This is a genomic window from Micromonospora sp. URMC 105, assembly GCF_051386295.1.
Lineage (GTDB): Bacteria > Actinomycetota > Actinomycetes > Mycobacteriales > Micromonosporaceae > Micromonospora.
In genome coordinates, this window is the sequence record NZ_JBPQTL010000063.1 from 1 (window position 1) to 16,711 (window position 16,711).

17 protein-coding genes are annotated in these 16,711 nt (G+C 74.8%); 3 read left to right on the forward strand and 14 right to left on the reverse strand.

Annotated elements, in window-relative coordinates; genetic code table 11:
• Window positions 1-119 precede the first annotated feature (119 nt).
• The 6 genes from ACSNN7_RS19600 to ACSNN7_RS19625 form a co-directional block, all read right to left on the reverse strand.
• Window positions 120-593, reverse strand: coding sequence for a hypothetical protein (locus ACSNN7_RS19600; protein ID WP_436682293.1), 474 nt, complete (start codon window positions 591-593; stop codon window positions 120-122).
• Complete coding sequence (gene holA / locus ACSNN7_RS19605; RefSeq protein ID WP_436682325.1) at window positions 590-1,570, reverse strand: DNA polymerase III subunit delta; 981 nt, start codon at window positions 1,568-1,570, stop codon at window positions 590-592. Before holA ends, ACSNN7_RS19600 begins: the two co-directional genes overlap by 4 nt.
• Window positions 1,571-1,711: 141 nt before the next feature.
• Window positions 1,712-4,072: a ComEC/Rec2 family competence protein gene (locus ACSNN7_RS19610; protein WP_436682295.1), complete on the reverse strand. Its 2,361-nt coding sequence runs from the start codon at window positions 4,070-4,072 to the stop codon at window positions 1,712-1,714.
• A gap of 107 nt (window positions 4,073-4,179) precedes the next feature.
• On the reverse strand, window positions 4,180-5,109 hold the full coding sequence (locus ACSNN7_RS19615) for a helix-hairpin-helix domain-containing protein (RefSeq protein ID WP_436682296.1): 930 nt from the start codon (window positions 5,107-5,109) through the stop codon (window positions 4,180-4,182).
• 559 nt (window positions 5,110-5,668) lie between these two features.
• Window positions 5,669-5,863, reverse strand: a complete 195-nt coding sequence (locus tag ACSNN7_RS19620; protein ID WP_436682298.1) for a DUF397 domain-containing protein — start codon at window positions 5,861-5,863, stop codon at window positions 5,669-5,671.
• Entirely contained in the window at window positions 5,860-6,627 is a 768-nt protein-coding gene (locus ACSNN7_RS19625) for a DUF5753 domain-containing protein (RefSeq protein WP_436682299.1), read from the reverse strand. Before ACSNN7_RS19625 ends, ACSNN7_RS19620 begins: the two co-directional genes overlap by 4 nt.
• Before the next feature lie 269 nt (window positions 6,628-6,896).
• Between ACSNN7_RS19625 and ACSNN7_RS19630 the strand changes: the two genes are divergently transcribed.
• Window positions 6,897-7,187, forward strand: a complete 291-nt coding sequence (locus ACSNN7_RS19630; RefSeq protein WP_436682327.1) for a hypothetical protein — start codon at window positions 6,897-6,899, stop codon at window positions 7,185-7,187.
• A gap of 74 nt (window positions 7,188-7,261) precedes the next feature.
• Here ACSNN7_RS19630 and ACSNN7_RS19635 read toward each other — a convergent pair whose 3' ends face one another.
• From ACSNN7_RS19635 to pepN, 5 genes are all read right to left on the reverse strand, one after another.
• Entirely contained in the window at window positions 7,262-8,110 is an 849-nt protein-coding gene (locus ACSNN7_RS19635; protein WP_436682300.1) for a DegV family protein, read from the reverse strand.
• 48 nt (window positions 8,111-8,158) lie between these two features.
• Window positions 8,159-8,788 (reverse strand): histidine phosphatase family protein, encoded by a 630-nt coding sequence (locus ACSNN7_RS19640; RefSeq protein WP_436682301.1) that lies wholly within the window; start codon window positions 8,786-8,788, stop codon window positions 8,159-8,161.
• Window positions 8,785-9,195: a ribosome silencing factor gene (rsfS, locus tag ACSNN7_RS19645; RefSeq protein ID WP_436682303.1), complete on the reverse strand. Its 411-nt coding sequence runs from the start codon at window positions 9,193-9,195 to the stop codon at window positions 8,785-8,787. The genes ACSNN7_RS19640 and rsfS overlap by 4 nt, the downstream gene beginning before the upstream one ends.
• Window positions 9,196-9,305: 110 nt before the next feature.
• Complete coding sequence (gene nadD, locus ACSNN7_RS19650) at window positions 9,306-9,902, reverse strand: nicotinate-nucleotide adenylyltransferase (protein WP_436682304.1); 597 nt, start codon at window positions 9,900-9,902, stop codon at window positions 9,306-9,308.
• 72 nt (window positions 9,903-9,974) lie between these two features.
• A complete protein-coding gene (gene pepN, locus ACSNN7_RS19655; RefSeq protein ID WP_436682305.1) occupies window positions 9,975-12,491 on the reverse strand; it encodes an aminopeptidase N in 2,517 nt (838 codons plus the stop codon).
• Between the two features lie 66 nt (window positions 12,492-12,557).
• Between pepN and ACSNN7_RS19660 the strand changes: the two genes are divergently transcribed.
• Complete coding sequence (locus ACSNN7_RS19660; RefSeq protein WP_067312494.1) at window positions 12,558-12,776, forward strand: DUF397 domain-containing protein; 219 nt, start codon at window positions 12,558-12,560, stop codon at window positions 12,774-12,776.
• A 95-nt stretch (window positions 12,777-12,871) separates the two neighbouring features.
• Here ACSNN7_RS19660 and ACSNN7_RS19665 read toward each other — a convergent pair whose 3' ends face one another.
• Window positions 12,872-13,273, reverse strand: coding sequence for a hypothetical protein (locus ACSNN7_RS19665; RefSeq protein ID WP_436682306.1), 402 nt, complete (start codon window positions 13,271-13,273; stop codon window positions 12,872-12,874).
• A 236-nt stretch (window positions 13,274-13,509) separates the two neighbouring features.
• On the opposite strand from ACSNN7_RS19665, the gene ACSNN7_RS19670 reads away from it, so the two are divergent.
• Window positions 13,510-14,757 carry a cytochrome P450 gene (locus tag ACSNN7_RS19670; protein ID WP_436682307.1) on the forward strand — a complete coding sequence of 416 codons (1,248 nt, stop codon included), beginning with the start codon at window positions 13,510-13,512 and terminating at the stop codon, window positions 14,755-14,757.
• Window positions 14,758-14,798: 41 nt separating this feature from the next.
• Here ACSNN7_RS19670 and ACSNN7_RS19675 read toward each other — a convergent pair whose 3' ends face one another.
• Together ACSNN7_RS19675 and ACSNN7_RS19680 are read right to left on the reverse strand one after the other, a co-directional pair.
• Window positions 14,799-15,977, reverse strand: coding sequence for a zinc-dependent alcohol dehydrogenase (locus ACSNN7_RS19675; protein ID WP_436682308.1), 1,179 nt, complete (start codon window positions 15,975-15,977; stop codon window positions 14,799-14,801).
• On the reverse strand, window positions 15,974-16,615 hold the full coding sequence (locus tag ACSNN7_RS19680; protein WP_436682309.1) for an SRPBCC family protein: 642 nt from the start codon (window positions 16,613-16,615) through the stop codon (window positions 15,974-15,976). Before ACSNN7_RS19680 ends, ACSNN7_RS19675 begins: the two co-directional genes overlap by 4 nt.
• Window positions 16,616-16,711: the final 96 nt, after the last annotated feature.

The following is a 16,711-nucleotide window of genomic DNA, read 5'->3' on the forward strand; positions in this document are numbered from 1 at the left end:
GTGTCGGGGTGTCCGGGCCCGGCGTCACCCCGACACGCCGCAAACGGGAACGATCACCGGCGTCCGGGCCGGGTGGCGGGCAGATGGCGGGGGCAGGCCGCCGTGGAGCGCGGCTTAGGTCAGGGCCGGTCGGCGGGGTGGCTGTCCGGGCCGGCGGGGCGGCCCAGCCCCGAGGGCCATGGCGCCTGCTGCCGCTGCCAGGCCGGGGCGCGCGTCGACTCGGTGGTGATCACCACGCCCGGCAGCGTGCGGGGTACCCGCGCCCGCCCGACGACCGGTTCCACCTGTCGCCGGAAGCGGTCCCGCTCCTGCTCCGGCACGAGCGCCGCCGAGCGGACCACCCGCTCGGCCACCATGTCGTTGAGCTTGACCATCAGCGCGACGGCGGCGGGCAGCACCACCACGGCCCACCAGCTCACCAACTCGGCCAGGGCGAGCAGCGCGGCGAGCGCCACCGTGCCTTCGAAGAAGAGGAAGCAGAGCACCCCACCCGGGTTGACGACGCGCAGTCCGAGCGCCCGCGCGTAGAGCGGCCGGTACCGCTCCTCCTCGCTGGGCACGGTGCTCCACGCCGTCCGGGTGGGGCCGGTCACCGGGCGCCACCCCGCCGGGCGGCCGCGACGGAGAAGACCGCCTTCTCCAGCGCGTACGCCCGGTCGTCCGCGCCGCCCTTGACCGCCGCGTTGCACTCGGCGGCGGCCCGCATCGCCTCGACCAGGCCCTCCGGGGTCCAACCCCGAGCCCGCTGCTGCGCGTTCTTGATCTTCCAGGCGGGCATGCCGAGGGTGCTGGCGAGCTGGTACGGGTCGCCCCGGCCGGCGGCGGCGACCCGGGCCACGGTGCGGACCCCGTCGGCGAGGGCGTCGGCGATCGGCACCGGGTCGACGCCGACGTGCAGGGCCCAGCGCAGCGCCTCCAGCGCCGCCGGAACGTCCCCGATCATGGTCGCGTCGGCGACCGTGAAGCCGGTCACCTCGACCCGGCCGCGGTAGTACCGGGCCACGGTGTCCGCGCCGATCCGCCCGTCGGTGTCCGCGATCAGCTGGGAACAGGCGGCGGCGAGGTCCCGCAGGTCCCCCCCGACGGCGGCGATCAACGCCTCGGCGGCGTCCTCGGTGCACTTCCCGCCGCCCCGGCGGATCTCGTCCCGGACGAACGCCACCCGCTCCCGGTGCCCCTTGAGCTTCATCGCCGGCACCACGGTGGCCCCGGCCGCCTTCAGCCCGTCGGCGAACGCCTTGCCCTTGGCCGCGCCCGGGTGCAGCACCACCAGCTGCACATCCGGGTCGGGGTTCTTCGCGTACGCCAGCAGCGCGGTCGCGAGGTCCTTGCGGGCGTCCTGGCCGGACCGGAGCACCAGCACCCGCCGCCCGCCGAAGAGCGACGGGCTGAGCATCTCGGCGATCTCGCCGACCGTGAGGGACCCGGCCTGGTACTCCCGGACGTCCACCTCGGGGTCGACGCTGCGGGCCTTCGCCACCGCCTCCGACACCGCGCGCGTGGCGAGCAGTTCCTCGTCGCCGAGGACGAGCAGAATGGGAGGGAGGCTGGCGGCGGTCACGTGGCCCATCTTGGCACGGCCCACAGGGGGATCGTGCCTGCTCATCGGCGGCTGTGACGGCGGACCCCGCACACAGCGCAAATCCAGACATTTACGTTAATGCGGTCTGACCCCCACAATGCGCCTCGATCCGGCGGCTCTTCGACCCGGTCATCGGCGTCCCGGTGCGACGCCCCGCGTCACCACCGCCAGGCCGTGCTGCCCGGTCACCACCGCCACGTCTCCGTCCGTGTCGGTCCGCAGCACCCGGACGCCGCCCCGGGCCAGTCGGGCCAGGATGGTGGGGCTGGGGTGCCCGTAGTCGTTGTCGACGCCGACCTCGACCACCGCGACGGCGGGCCGGACCGCGTCGAGGAACTCCGGATCCTGGTAGGCGCTGCCGTGGTGGGCGACCTTGAGCACCTCGGCCCGCAGGGCGCCGGGCGGCACCCGGTCCAGCAGCGCGCGCTGCTCCTCGGTCTCGGCGTCCCCGGCGAGCAGGATGCGCACCCCGGCCACGGTGGCGCGCAGCACCAGCGAGTTGTTGTTCGGGTCGGACCGGGTGCCGTGCAGCGGGTATGGCGGACCGAGCGTCACCAGCTCCAACCCGCCCGCCCGGTACGACCAGCCCGCCGGGGCGGCCCGGGGCACGACCGCGCCGGCCGCGGCGGCGGCGACGAGCTCCCACCCGGCCGTCGGCTCGACGAGCCCCGGGGTACGCACCTCGACCACCCGCCGGCCCCGGAAGACCCCGGCAACCCCGCCCACGTGGTCGGCGTGGAAGTGGCTCACCACCAGCACCGACACCTCCCGTACGCCGAGCCGGCGCAGGCAGCCGTCCACGGCGGATGGTTCCGGGCCGGCGTCGACCACCACGGCCCGCCCGGCCGCCACCGGCAGCACCAACGCGTCACCCTGGCCCACCGCGCAGCCGACGATCACCCACCCGGCGGGCGGCCACCCGGCGGCGAGGATCCGCACCGGCAGGGTGCCGACGATCACCGCGACGGTGCCGACCGCCACCAGCCGGCGCACCACCGGCCGCCGGGTGCCGAGCAGCAGCGCCACGGTCAGGCCGGCCAGCAGCAGGGCGCCCGGCAGCCCACCGGGCCAGGGCACCGTGCCGGCGGGCAGCCGTGCACCGACCCGGGCGACGGTCACCAGCCACCAGGCGGGCCAGCTCGCCAGCCAGGCGGCGAACTCCGCACCGGCCGGCCAGAGCGGGGAGACGGCGGCGGCCAGCACGCCGAGCACCGTGGCGGGTGCGATGGCCGGCACCGCCAGCAGGTTCGCCGGGACCGCGACCAGGCTGACCGTGCCGGAGATGCCGGCCACCACCGGCCCGCAGGCGAGCTGCGCCGCCGCCGGGACGGCCAGCGCCTCGGCCAGCCCCGCCGGTAAGCCCCGCCGCCGCAGCGCGTCCCGCCACCTCGGCGCCAGCAGCAGCAACCCTCCGGTGGCCAGCACGGAGAGCGCGAAGCCGGCGTCCCCGGCCAGGTCCGGGTCGATCAGCACCAGGACGGCCACCGCGGCGCTCAGCGCGGGCAGCGCCGCGCGGGGTCGCCCGGCGGCGAGCGCCGCGAGCCCGATCGCTCCCATGGTCGCCGCCCGCACCACGCTCGGTGAGGGGCGGACCAGGATCACGAAGCCGACCAGGGCCAGCCCGCAGAGCAGCGCCGCCGCGCCCGGACCGGCTCGCGCCCAGCGCACCAGGAGCAGCACCGCACCCACCACGATGGCCACGTTGGAGCCGGACACCGCGTTGAGATGCGTCATCCCGGTGGCCCGGAAGTCCTCCTCCACGGTGGCCGGCAGTCGGCTGGTGTCCCCCACGACCAGTCCGGGGAGCAGGCCGCCCTGCTCGTCGGGGAGCGGGTCGCAGGCCCGTTGCAGGCCGGCGCGGAGCGTTCCGGCGGCCCGCTGGAGCCACGGCGGTGGCCCGTGCGCCACCGGCGGGCCCGGCACGATCAGCACGGCGGCGGTCAGGTCTCCCCCGCGCGGTGCGGTCAACCGCCCCTCGGCGGTGAGCCGCTGCCCCGGCAGCCGCCCCCGCCAGGCCGGGTCGGTGGCCAGCACCAGCACCCGCACCGGGGCGGTCAACCGTCGGCCGTCGGGGCCGGTGAGGCGGATCAGCTCGGTGGCCACCAGCAGCGTCGGCCGACCGGGAACGCCGCGGATCGGGCGGGGATCGTCGCGGAGCACCAACTCGGCGGTGACCCGTACCCGGTCGTCGACCAGGGCGCGCAGCGGGGCGGCGTCGCGGACGTGCAGCCGGGCGGCGGTGGCGCCGGCGCCGCAGACCACCCCGATCAGCACCGCGACGGCGATCCAGCCGTACCGGCGGACGGCACCGACCGGACGACCGAGCACGCCGAGCAGGTGGGCGGCGACCACAGCGGCGAGACCGGCGGCGGTGGCGGCGAGCAGCGCCGCGGTCGGCGCGGTGAGGTGCAGGCAGGCCAGCGCGGCGAGCCACGCCGCCACCGCCAGGCCCGCGAGCCGCAGGTCCGGCGGCTCGCCGGCCGACTCCACGCCCGAGACCGAAGCGCCAGTCTGATCCGGTCCGCCCCCGGCAGCAGCACCGGACTCCGACCCGCGAGCCCGATCCGACGCGCGGCCGACCCCGTCGACTTTCGGCCTCACACCGTCACCAGATCCTTGAGCTGCTCGTAGCGCGCGTCGCCGATGCCGTCGACCTGGCGCAGGTCGCCGACCGAGCGGAATCCGCCGTGCTGGTCGCGGTGGGTCAGGATGCGCTGGGCGAGCACCGGACCGACCCCGGGCAGCCCGTCGAGCTGCGCCAGCGTCGCGGTGTTGAGGTTGACCAGGCCACCCGGCACGGCCGGGTCGGCGGCGGCCGGGGGCGCGGCGGCGCCGGGTGGCGCGGCGACCCCGACCAGGATCAGCTCTCCGTCGGCCACCTTGCGGGCGGGGTTGAGCAGGGCCACGTCCACGCCGGGAAGGGCACCGCCGGCGGCCTGCACCGCGTCGGCGACCCGCGCACCGGCCGGCACCCGGACCAGGCCGGGGCGGCGTACCTTGCCGGCGACCGCGACGACCAGCTCACCGGAGCCGGTCGCGGTCGCCTCGGGGGCGGTGGGCGCCTCGGGCGCGGCCACCGACGCCACCGGGCGGACCGGTTCGGCCTGCGGCCGGGATTGCCAGGCCCAGAAGCCGGCCCCGAGCACCACGAGCGCCGCGACGGCGGCCAGCGCCCGCACGCCACGTCGCCCCGGATCGAAGGCCCCGGGTCCGGGCAGCCGCGACGCCGGGGCGACGGTGGCGACGTCCTCGTCGGGTAGCGGCATTCCGTGGCCGGCCTCGTCGACGGCCGCCCAGGGAGTCGATGTCGTCGGGGCCGAACGGCGCGGCCGGCCGGGCGGGGACTGCGCGGCGAGGTCGGTGGACGGGCCGAGCGGGACAGCAGAAACCGAACCGGCGGCCGGACCGGATCGGGACGCCGAAGCCGGTTCGGCGGGCGGGACATGCAGCGGCCCGCCCCCGGACGGCACCGCCGGAACCAGCCGGAACAGTCGCTGCCGCACCATCGTCTCCTCGTCACGTGACACGCGGCGAGGCTAGGGAGGAAGGGCTAGCGCGACCGGCCGACGGTCACCACCTGTGGACGAGGCAGAGCCCTGTGGACAACGCCCTGATCATGCGATTCCGTGCTACGAGGACCCCTCGGATCAGCAGACCTCGGGGCATGCCGAGCAACGCCCGCCTCCGTCGACCGGTCCGGCGCAGCAGGGCAGAACCCCGCTCGGGCGCGGCTCTGTCAGACGACCATCACCGCAGGCGATTCCGAGTGGCAGAGCGAGCAGATCGCTCCCGTGGCCGCGGTGCTGACCATCGCGTCAGCCGTCTTCATCGCTCCCGCGCTGAGGGCACTGTTCGCAGGCTGGCAGGCCAGCCCGGAGTTCCGGCCGCGACGGGCCGGTTCCTAACTCCGTCGAGGGCCACCGGAGAATCGCCCGATGTGCTGCGCGAGGCGCCCAGTCTCCGCGTCGTCGCCCGCGTGACCTGCCCGCCACAGCCCGATGAGACCCGGGCTCGGTGACCAGCCGGGCAACACAAAGCCCCGGCACCCCGCCAGGGGGTGACCGGGGCTCGCCGTCCGCGTCGGAGTCAGCTCGCGGTGCCGATCGCCTTCGCCAGGTCGATGAAGCGCCGCCAGGAGGCCGGCTCGAAGCTGAGCGTGCCGCCGTCGCGATCCTTCGTGTCCCGCACGAGGACGACGCCGGGGAGGTTGTCGGCGACCTCGACGCACGAGCCGCCGTTGTTGCCACTCTTGGTGCTCTTGCGCCACTGCGCGCCGGTCACGTCCATGATGCTGCCGCCTTCTTGATGAGGTCGAGGGACTGGGCCCGAGGTAGAGCCTCACCCACGATGCGCGCCCACCGTCGTTCGAGGGTAGCGATTTCCGGCCCCTGCTCGATGATCTGCGCACGGGCCTGGCCGTCCACGTGCGCCACCCGCAGCCCGTCGGGCAGGTCGGCCAGGATGATCGGTCCGCCGAGCCCGGCGTACATGCCGATGTCCCTCGGCACGACGTGGACCTGCACCGATGGCAGCGCGGCGCACTCGATCAGGTAGCCGAGTTGGTCGGCCATGAGCCCGGCGTCCCTGTAGGCCGAGCGGTACAGCACCGCCTCGTCGACGACGGCGATGAGCAACGGAGGTCGCTCCCGTCGCAGCACGGCCTGCCGGCTGAGGCGGGCGGCGACGAGGTGCTCCACCTCGTCAGCCGTCAGCGCCTCGCCGGCCAGCGTCGCCCGCGCGTAGGCCGGGGTCTGGAACAGGCCAGGCACCCAGGCCAGCTCGAACCACCGCAGCGCGACCGCCTCGCGTTCCCAGTCGACCCACGCACGCAGCCAGGTCGGCTCGCGGCGCTTGAGTACGTCCGGCCAAAGGTCCTCCACCTCGCGACCGAGGACCGCCGCGACCTGCGCACGGTGGCGCGTCTGTGGGATCCGTCCCGGGTTCGCCCACTTGGCTGCTGTCTTCGGGTCCACGCCGATCTGAGCAGCGAGGCTGTCCGCCGTCTCGCCCGCCGCCGACATCGCTTCGATGACCGCGTGGTTCATCCACAGCCTCCCCGGAACGATCCGAACGTCTGAAAAGGATAGTGCAACGCAGTGTATTCATCCCAACACGAGCGGCAAGGCTGGTCTAAACGGCGTGGTCGGTGGAGGCGAAGCCCGGCGACCGCGTTCGTGGGGGTCGCCTCGGCGGGGAGGCGAGGCGACCCCGCCCGACCTCGACCGCGGGGAGCGATGTGCCGGAAGAGAAGAAGTCGGGTTGGCGGCCCCACAACCGCATCCCGGAGTCGCGCTGGTCCAGCCGGTCGACGCCGCTGGCCGGATCGCAGCCCGCGCCGACGTTCCGGGCCGGCGACGTGCTGCACCTGACCCGCGCGGCGAGCGTGCAGTTCAGCCGACCGATCGTGGTGCGCGTGATCCGCGAGCTGACCGACCGGCACCCGTACCACGGCTGGTCGTGGATCGAGGGCTACGAGCTGGACGCGCGCGGCACGGCGGTGGCGAAGCGGGAGCTGTTCGTGCTGCGCGACGGCGTGCGCTGGCTGTCCAGGGCCCCGGCCGGGAGCGCTGCTCCGCCGGGTCGCGCCGCGCCACGTGACCGGTGACGGCAGGCGGCTCAGGGTCCAGCCCCAGCACCGCCCGTCCCCCGTCGACCGGCAACGTCACCCCGTCGACAGGATCAGGGGCGGCGGTGCACGACCACGCTGGCCAGGCCGGGCCCGGCGTGGGCGGCGACCACCGCACCCGCCTCGGAGACGTACGTGTCGTGCAGCCGGTCGCCGAGCCGCTCGGTGAGCGCCGTCAGGAGCTGTTCGGCCCGCTGCGGCGCGGCGAGGTGGTGCACGCCGAGGTCCACGTCGGCGTCGCCGGCCGCCTCGACGGCCAGGTCGACCAGGCGGGCGACGCCCCGGCTGGCGGTGCGCACCTTGTCCCGGACCACGATCGCCCCGTCCGGCATGTGCATGATCGGCTTCACCGACAGGGCGGTGCCGAGCAGCGCCTCGGCCGCGTTGATCCGGCCGCCCCGGCGGAGGAACTCCAGCGTGTCGACGTAGAAGTAGATGGTGGTCCGGTCGACGCAGTCCAGCGCGGCCTGCCGTACCCGGGAGAGGTCGGCGCCGGCCGCGGCGGCCGTGGCGGCGGCGAGCGCCGGGAAGCCCAGGCCCATGCCGGTGGAGCGGCTGTCGACCACCTCGACCCGGTCGCCCAGCTCGGCGGCGGCCAGCCGGGCCGCCTCGACGGTGCCGGAGAGTTCCGCCGACAGGTGCACCGACACCACGCCGTCCGCGCCGGCGTCCAGCAGGTCCCGGTACGTACGCGCGAACTGCTCCGGGGCCGGGCGGGAGGTGCTGACCGTGACCCGCCGGCCGCCGAGCACCCGGGTGGCGTCGGCGGGGAGGGTCTCGACCCCCTCCAACCCCTCCGCCCCGTTGAGTACGACGGTCAGCGGCACCACGGTCAGCCGGTGCGCGTGCACCAGCTCGGGCGGGAGGTAGGCGGTGGAGTCGGTGACGACCGCGACGGACATGCCCGGCACGCTAGCCGATGTCGCCGCCGAGTGCCTGGGCCGGACGGCTCAGACCGGCTCGCCGGCGGCCGGCCGGGTGATCAGCCCGACATTGTGGGCCCGCAGGTGCCAGCCCCGGACGTCGTCGTGGCGCAGCTCGGTCCAGTGGCAGTTGGCCAGCGAGCCGACGGTGCGCAGCACGGAGTGCTCCCAGCCGAGCAGCTGACCGACGCCCTGCCGGGCCGCGCCGCCGTGGGTGGTCACCACGACGGTGCCTCCGGCGAAGAGGTCGGCCGCGTCCTGCAGCGCCGCGCCGACCCGCTTGCCGAGGTCGTCGAGGGTCTCGATCTCCGCGCCCGGGTCGGGGTCGCCGGCCCGCCAGCGCGCGTACTCGTCGGGGAAGCGGGCGGCGGCCTCGGTGAGGGCCAGCCCCTGCCAGCGGCCGAAGTGGCGCTCGCGCAGCCGGGCGTCGGTGCGTACCGGCAGGCCGGTGAGTGCGGCGAGGGCGGCGGCGGTGGTGCTGGCCCGGCAGAGGTCGGAGGCGACGATGGCGTCCGGACGCAGGGCCGCGAGCAGCGGCGCGGCGGTGCGCGCCTGCTCACGGCCCAGGTCGTTGAGCGCCACGTCGGTCTGCCCCTGCACGCGACTGGTGGCGTTCCAGTCGGTGTTGCCGTGCCGCCAGACGATCAGACGGGTCATTCCGGCTTGGCGGCGCCGGCAGAGGCGTCCGCCTCGACCAAGTCCCGGTCCACGAACGGGATCTGGGGGCAGTCCTTCCAGAGCCGGTCGAGGGCGTAGAACTCGCGCTCCTCGGTGTGCTGCACGTGGACCACGATGTCGACGTAGTCGAGCAGCACCCAGCGGCCGCCCCGCTCGCCCTCGCGGCGCACCGGCTTGGCCTTCTCCGGCAGCTCGAGCAGCCGCTCCTCGATGGCGTCGACGATGGCCAGCACCTGACGCTCGTTGGGGGCCGCGGCGAGGACGAACGCGTCGGTGATGGCGAGCTGGTCGCCCACGTCGATGATGACGATGTCCTGCGCCTTCTTGTCGGCCGCGGCCTGGGCGGCGGCCATCGCCAGCTCGTGAGCGCGTTCGGAAACTGTCACCGTTCTCCTTCGATCAACCGTACGACCCTCCAAGCGTCTCATACCCGGGGGCGCGACGACTTGTCAGTTCTGGTCGATTACCCGGACACAGGCCGACAAAGCCGACGAACTCACTGTTGGTAGAGCCGCCGCTTGGCGATGTACTGCACCACACCGTCGGGCACCAGGTACCAGACCGGCTCCCCCCGGGCCACCCGTTCGCGGCAGTCGGTGGAGGAGATCGCCATCGCCGGGACCTGCACCAGGCTCACCGTGTCGGCGGGCAGGTGCTTGTCGGTGAGCTCGAACCCGGGGCGGGTCACCCCGATGAAGTGGGCCAGCTCGAAGATCTCGTCCAGATCCTTCCAGGAGAGGATCCGCTCCAGCGCGTCGGCGCCGGTGATGAAGTACAGCTGCACCTTCGGGCCGTACTCGGCGTGCAGGTCACGCAGGGTGTCGACGGTGTAGGTGGGGCCGCCCCGGTCGATGTCCACCCGGCTCACCTGGAACCGCGGGTTGGACGCGGTGGCGATCACCGTCATCAGGTAGCGGTCCTCGGCCGGGCTGACCGGTTCGTCCGCCTTCTGCCACGGCTGACCGGTCGGGACGAAGACCACCTCGTCCAGGCCGAACCGGTCCGCGACCTCGCTGGCCGCGACGAGGTGCCCGTGGTGGATGGGGTCGAAGGTGCCGCCCATGATCCCGATCCGCCGGATGTCTTCCTCCACCCGACGATCGTAGGCCGGGGACGGCCGGCGACCCGTCGGGGCCGCCGGACCGTCCCATCCACCGGGGCGGGCTCAGGCCGACGCGGCGGCCACCGCCGTCCGGGCGACCAGCGCGCGCCGCAGGTCGTCGTCGAGGTCGGTGACCCAGCGGCGCAGCCCCGGCGTGAGGTCGTCGCGGGCCAGCAGCGCCGCGGCCAGCTCCCGGGTGGGCTGCGCCACGGCGTAGCGGGGGAACGCCAGGATGGCGACCTGGTCGGCCACCCAGGCGGTACGCAGCCGCGCCGCGGCCGGCATGTCGGCGAAGTACCGCTCGACGTACGGCGCGGTCAGCTCGGCCTGCTCCGGCTGCCAGAACCCCTCGGCGGTCGCCTCGACCAGCCGGTTGGACAGCTCGGTGCTGCGGGTCACGATCTCCCAGGCGGTCCGCTTGGCGTCGGCGTCCGGCAGCGCCGCGCGGCAGCACGCGGCCCGTTCCGCCCCGATGGCGCTGCGGTCGGCCGCCGCCTCGGCGGCGATCTCCGCCTCACCGGCCGCCCCCAGCACCACCAGCCGCAGCAGCAGCGCCCAGCGCAGGTCGGTGTCGACCGCCAGCCCGTCCGGCACCCCGTCTCCGGCCAGCCACCCGGCGAGCAGACCGGTGTCGGTGGTGGCGGCGACCAGGCCCCGCGCGGCGGCGAGCTGCAACGACCCGCCGGCCGGCGCCCCGGCGAGCAGCGCGGCGCAGGCCCCGGCGACCCTCAGCAGGGCGGCCTCCCGGGCCAGCGGGTCGAGGTAGCGGTCGATCAGGCGGCGGCTCAGCGTCAGCACCTCCTCCGCGATGATCACCTCGGTCTCGGCGGGCAGCGCCGCCGCGATCAACCCGACCAGCCCGCTCACCGGTCGCTCCCCGTCGGTGGCCGCGTCCAGCGCCTCGCCCCAGAGCAGCGCGCGGGCCAGCGGGTCGTCCAGCGCCGGCAGCAGCATCGGCACCGCGTCGGCGGAGGCGGGATCGAGGCGGATCTTGGCGAAGGTCAGGTCGCCGTCGTTGGGCAGCAGCAGGCCGGTGGCGGGCTCGCCGACCAGCGCGGTCAGCGGGGTGCGGCCCTTGTCGGTGTCCGGGTCGAGGTCCACCTCGAACCGGCTCGCCGTGCCGTCGGCGGCGTACCGGCCCACGCCGACCCGGTGCGGCCGGAGCACGGGGTGGGTGGCCGGGGCGGTCTGCACCAGTGCGGCGTCGGCCCAGCGGCCGTCGGCGTCCACCGCCGTCTCCATCCGCAACGTGTTGACCTGCGGCCGGCGCAGCCAGCGCTCCGCCCAGTCGGTGAGATCCCGGCCGCTGGCGGCGCTGAGGCCGGCCAGCAGGTCGGCCAGCGTGGCGTTGCCGAACCGGTGGGCGGCGAAGTGGGCGTTGAGGCCGGCCAGGAACGCCTCGTCGCCCAGCCAGGCGACCAGTTGCCGCAGCACGCTGGCGCCCTTGGCGTACGAGATGCCGTCGAAGTTGAGCAGGCCCTGGGCGGCGTCGGTGACCTCCTCCGGGGCCACCGGGTGGGTGGAGGGCCGCTGGTCGGCGGTGTAGCCCCAGGCCTTGCGGCGAATCGCGAAGGTCGTCCAGGCCTGGCCGAAGCGGGTCGCCTCGGCGGTCACCCGGGTGCCGAGGTACTCGGCGAACGACTCGTTCAGCCAGAGGTCGTCCCACCAGCTCATGGTGACCAGGTCACCGAACCACATGTGGGCCATCTCGTGGGCGATGGTAGTGGCCCGCTGCTCCCGCTGGGTGTCGGTGACCGCCGACCGGAAGACGTAGTCGTCGCGCAGGGTCACCAGGCCCGGGTTCTCCATCGCGCCGGCGTTGAACTCCGGCACGAACGCCTGGTCGTACTTGCCGAACGGGTAGCGCTCGGAGAAGAGCTGGTGGAACCGGTCGAGGCACTGCCGGGTGACGGTGAAGATCTCGTCGATGTCGGCGTCGAGGTGCGCGGCGAGGGAGCGCCGGCAGTAGACCCCGAGCGGAATGCCGTCGTGCTCGGCGCGACGCACGTGCCAGGGGCCGGCGATCAGCGAGACGAAGTACGTGGCCAGCGGCGCGGTCGGGGCGAACTCCCAGCGCCCGGGCGACGGGTTGGCGGCGAGCTGCCCGTTGGCGACGACCGTCCACTCCGGTGGCGCGCTGACCGACAGGGTCACCGGTGCCTTCAGGTCGGGCTGGTCGAAGGCGGCGAAGAGGCGCTGCACGTCGTCCAGGAAGGACATCGCGTACAGGTAGGTCTCGCCGTCGGCCGGGTCGACGAAGCGGTGCATCCCCTCGCCGGTGTTCGAGTACGCCATCTCGGCGGTGACGGTCAGCGTGTTCTCCCCGGCCAGCCCGGTCAGCGGCAGCCGGTTGTCGTCCAGCGAGCCGGGGTCGAGATCCCGGTCGTTGAGGCGTACCGCGAGCAGTCGGGCGGGTTTGACCTCGACGAAGGTGTCGGTGCCGGGGGTGGCCCGGAACCGGATGGTGACGGTGGAGCGGAAGCGCTCGCCGCCGCCGGTCAGGTCGAGGTCCACCTGATAGGACTCGACAGTGATCAGCGCGCGACGCGCGGTCGCCTCTACACGGGTCAGGCTCGGCATCCGCTTATCCTGCCCGACGGGGAACCGGACGGGTCCCCCATGACGCGTGGTGATGGAGGACGAACAATGGGTCAGCACCCCAAGGGCGATTTCGACCTGTCCCGGGCGGTCTGGCAGCGAGCCGAGGGCGACACCTCCGACAGCGCGGTCGAGGTGGCCTTCGTCGACGACCTGATCGGCATGCGCAACTCCGCGGAGCCGGACGGGCCGGTGCTGGTCTTCACCCAGGCCGAGTGGGACGCCTTCGTCGCGGGCGCGCAGGACGGCGAGTTCGACCTGGACTGAGCGGGGCGCGCCACCGCGCCGGGCCGCGCCCCCCCGACCCCCGGAAGCGGTCTCACCGCCACCGGGACAGCGGCGGGGGCGCGGCCCGACGCGGTTCACCCGTCGCCCTCGCCCCAGCCGAGGCCTCCGGGGCCCGGGGCGTGGTGGAAACCGGGATGGCCGGCCACGTCGGCGCAGCGCTCGCCGTCCGGGCCGGGCGCGCCGCAGAAGAGCCGCTCGGCCCGGTGCCAGGCGTCGGCCGGTGAGAGGGCCGCCGCGCCGAGCACCACCTCCGGGCGGAGCAGGCTCAACGCCTCGGCGTACGCGACGGCGAGGTCGCGGGCCTGCTCCGGCCCGTCGGCCTCGAAGCCGAGGTGGGCGGTGAACCGCCGGGGCGGCCGGGCGGCCCGCCGGGCGGGGGCGATCAGCGGCGGGCCGTCCGCCCCGCCGGACCGGCCGCCCCCGATCGCCTCGACCACCTGCCGCTGCCGCCAGTACGGCGGCCTGTTGTCCCGCATCGGCCCTCCCCGTCGTCACGCCGGCCGCCCGACCGTGGCCGACCCGCAGACGAGGAAACCAGGTTTCCGGCGTCCTGGGAGGGGCCAGCAGACGGCTCGTCAACTGGCCCACACCCCTCGGGTCCGCGCGCCTACCGTCCGGCCAAACCGACGGGATTCAGCGGCCCCGGCCTGGGTAGACGCCAGGCGGCCGGCCGGTTCGCGCCGGCCGCCGTCACCCGTGTCAGGAGAGCCCGATGGCCACCATGCCCGTCCACCGCAGCCCGGACGCCTCGCTGGCGTTCCTGCGTGAGGGGTACCGGTTCATCAGTTCCCGCTGTGACCGCTACGGCAGCGACATCTTCCGCACCCGGCTGCTGCTGGAGCCGACGATCTGCCTGCGCGGACGGCCGGCGGCGGTGCTCTTCTACGACCCGGAGCGGTTCCAGCGCGAGGGCGCGATGCCCAAACGGGGCCAGCGGACGCTCACCGGCCGGGGCGGCGTACAGGGGTTGGACGGGCCGGCGCACACCGACCGCAAGGCCATGCTCGTGTCGATCATGACGCCGGACGCGGTCCGGCGGCTCGGGCAGCTCTTCGCCGACGAGTGGGCCGCCCGCATCCCGGTCTGGGAGCAGTCCGGCCCGGTGGTCCTCTACGACGAGGTCGCCCGGATGCTGACCCGGGCGGTCTGCGCCTGGGCGGGCATCCCGCTGGCCTCGAGCCAGGTCGCCCGCCGCACCGACGAACTGCACGCGATGATCGACGCTCCGGCGGCGCTCGGGCCGCGGCACTGGCGCGGGCTGCTCGGCCGCCGCCGCGGCGAACGCTGGGCCGCCGACGTGGTGGAGCGGGCCCGGGTCGGCACGCTGCCCGCCCCGGAGGGCAGCGCGTTGCGGGCGATCGCCGAGCACCGCGACGCCGAGGACCGGCTGCTGCCCCGCCGGATCGCCGCGGTGGAACTGCTCAACGTGCTGCGCCCGACCGTCGCCGTCGACCGGTACGTGACCTTTGCCGCCCTGGCCCTGCACGACCACCCGGCCTGGCGGGAGCGGGTCCAGGGCGGCGACGAGATCACCGAGGCCTTCGTGCAGGAGGTCCGCCGCTACTACCCGTTCTTCCCGGTGGCCGCCGCCCGGGTGCGGCAGTCCTTCGAGTGGCAGGGCCACCACTTCCCGCGCGGCCGGCGGGTGCTGCTCGACCTGTACGGCACCAACCACCACCCCGAGCTCTGGCCCGAGCCGGAACGCTTCCGGCCGGAGCGCTTCGTCGGCTGGCGCGACGACCCGTACGGCTTCGTGCCGCAGGGCGGCGGCGAGCACCTGGGCGGGCACCGGTGCGCCGGTGAGTGGGTCACCATCGAGCTGATGAAGCGCGCGGTCACCCTGCTCACCAGCGCGATGCGGTACGAGGTGCCGCCGCAGAACCTGGCGCTGAACCTGGGCCGGATGCCCACGCTGCCGCCGAGCGGCTTCGTCATCGACGACGTCCGCCGCATCGACTGAGCCCGGCGCCCCGGGACGCACCGAAGCGCCGGGCCCGCCGGTCAGGCCATCGCCGGGTGCAGCACGCTGCGCAGGCAGGCGTCCTGCTTCTTCTCGAAGATCTCGTAGCCGCGCACGCCCTCCTCCAGCGACATCGGGTGGGTGGCCAGGTAGCCGGGGTCGATCTCGCCGGCGGCGAGGCGGTCCAGCAGCATCGGGATGTAGCGCTGGGCGTGCATCTGCCCCATCCGAAGCACCAGGGCCTTGTTCATCGCCGCGCCGAGGGGGAACTTGTCGACCAGGCCGCCGTAGACGCCGACGATGCTCACCGTGCCGCCCTTGCGACACGCCATGATCGCCTGGCGGACCGAGGTGGGGCGGTCGGTGCTCAGCCGGGCGGTCTGCTTCGCCTTGTCGTACGCGTACGCCGGGCCGACGTCGTGCGCCTCCATGCCGACCGCCTCGATGCAGGCGTCCGGGCCCCGGCCGGCGGTCATCTCCCGCAGCGCCTCCAGCACGTCGGTCTCCGCGTAGTTGATCGTCTCCACGCCGAGCCGCTCGGTGGCCGTGGCGAGCCGCTCCGGCAGCCGGTCGATCACGACGACGCGCTCGGCGCCGAGCAGCTGGGCGGCGCGGGCCGCCATCTGGCCCACTCCGCCGGCGCCCCAGACCGCCACCACCTCGCCGCCGGAGAGGCCGCAGAAGTCGGCGGCCATCCAGCCGGTGGGCATGGCGTCGGAGGCGAAGACGGCGGCGTCGTCGGGCACCCCGTCGGGGACCTTGAACGCGCCGACGTCACCGAACGGCACCCGGATGTACTCGGCGTGGCTGCCGGAGTAGCCGCCGGCGGCGTGGGAGTAGCCGAGGATGCCGGCCGGCGAGTGGCCCCACAGCTTCTCCGGGATGACCGGCTGCGGGTTGGAGTTGTCGCAGAGCGAGAACTGCTCGGTGCGGCAGTACCAGCAGCCGCCGCAGGCCACCACCGAGCCGACCACCACCCGGTCGCCGACGCGCAGCCGCTGTACGCCCGGCCCGGTCTCCACCACCTCGCCCATGAACTCGTGGCCGAGGATGTCACCCTCCCGCATCGCGGGCAGGAACCCGTTGATCAGGTGCAGGTCCGAACCGCAGACGCTGCTGGCCCGGACCTTGACGATGATGTCGCCCTCGGCCCGTACGCGCGGGTCGGGCACGTCCCGGACCGCCAGCTTGCCGACCCCTTCCCAGCACAGCGCCCTCACGGCCGCCCTCCCGCCGAGAGCCGCTCGCGGACCTTGTCGGTCGCCGCCTCCTGGGCCGGGGTGCGCCCGGAGGGGTCGCGCCGGGTGTCGATCATCTGGCCGCTCTCGATCAACGACTTGATCCGCCGCAGCGCGTCCCGCAGCGCCAGGTCGGGCTCGTCGCCGCGGGCCAGCCCCAGCATCCGGCCCAGCGGACCGCCCGCGCGGTAGCGCAGCTCGGCCCGGATCTCGGTCCCCCGGTCCTGCGGCGCGGGGGTCAGGTCCACGTGCCCCTCCTGCGGGACCGGGCCGTCGGTGACCCGCCAGCTGAGCCGGCCCGGCCCGTCGACGGTGATCTCGGCCCGCCACTCGGTGCCACCGTGCACCGGGTCGGCGGCGACGCAGCGCCACCGGTTCTCGTCGAGCTGTTCGAGGGTCGCCCACTCGCCCAGGGCCCGGTCCAGCCGTTCCCGGTCGGTCCAGAAGCCGATGACGGCGTCCATCGGCCGGTCCACGGTGATCCCGCGGCGCACCACGTACCAGCCGCCCTGCCGCGCCGGCTGGTGACGGCGCCGCCGCCGGGCCACCAGCCGGCCGACCCCGACCGCGGTCACCGTGGTGGCCCCGAGCAGGGCCCACCTCGCTGCGTTGCTGGTCATCACGTCTCCTCCGCTCGGACGTTCGGGGATGTCGTCCGCATCCCGGTGCGCTACCCGGCGTGAACCCGTCGAAACGCCCCGTTTGACCGGCCGGTT

What these genes read in the sequence shown, in the direction of transcription:
- ACSNN7_RS19665 (WP_436682306.1), bottom strand. Translation starts at nt 13,273, where the DNA reads ATGCGGGACAACAGGCCGCCGTACTGGCGGCAGCGGCAGGTGGTCGAG.
- ACSNN7_RS19670 (WP_436682307.1), top strand. Translation starts at nt 13,510, where the DNA reads ATGGCCACCATGCCCGTCCACCGCAGCCCGGACGCCTCGCTGGCGTTC.
- holA (WP_436682325.1), bottom strand. Translation starts at nt 1,570, where the DNA reads ATGGGCCACGTGACCGCCGCCAGCCTCCCTCCCATTCTGCTCGTCCTC.
- pepN (WP_436682305.1), bottom strand. Translation starts at nt 12,491, where the DNA reads ATGCCGAGCCTGACCCGTGTAGAGGCGACCGCGCGTCGCGCGCTGATC.
- ACSNN7_RS19660 (WP_067312494.1), top strand. Translation starts at nt 12,558, where the DNA reads ATGGGTCAGCACCCCAAGGGCGATTTCGACCTGTCCCGGGCGGTCTGG.
- ACSNN7_RS19680 (WP_436682309.1), bottom strand. Translation starts at nt 16,615, where the DNA reads ATGACCAGCAACGCAGCGAGGTGGGCCCTGCTCGGGGCCACCACGGTG.
- ACSNN7_RS19625 (WP_436682299.1), bottom strand. Translation starts at nt 6,627, where the DNA reads ATGAACCACGCGGTCATCGAAGCGATGTCGGCGGCGGGCGAGACGGCG.
- ACSNN7_RS19635 (WP_436682300.1), bottom strand. Translation starts at nt 8,110, where the DNA reads ATGTCCGTCGCGGTCGTCACCGACTCCACCGCCTACCTCCCGCCCGAG.
- ACSNN7_RS19640 (WP_436682301.1), bottom strand. Translation starts at nt 8,788, where the DNA reads ATGACCCGTCTGATCGTCTGGCGGCACGGCAACACCGACTGGAACGCC.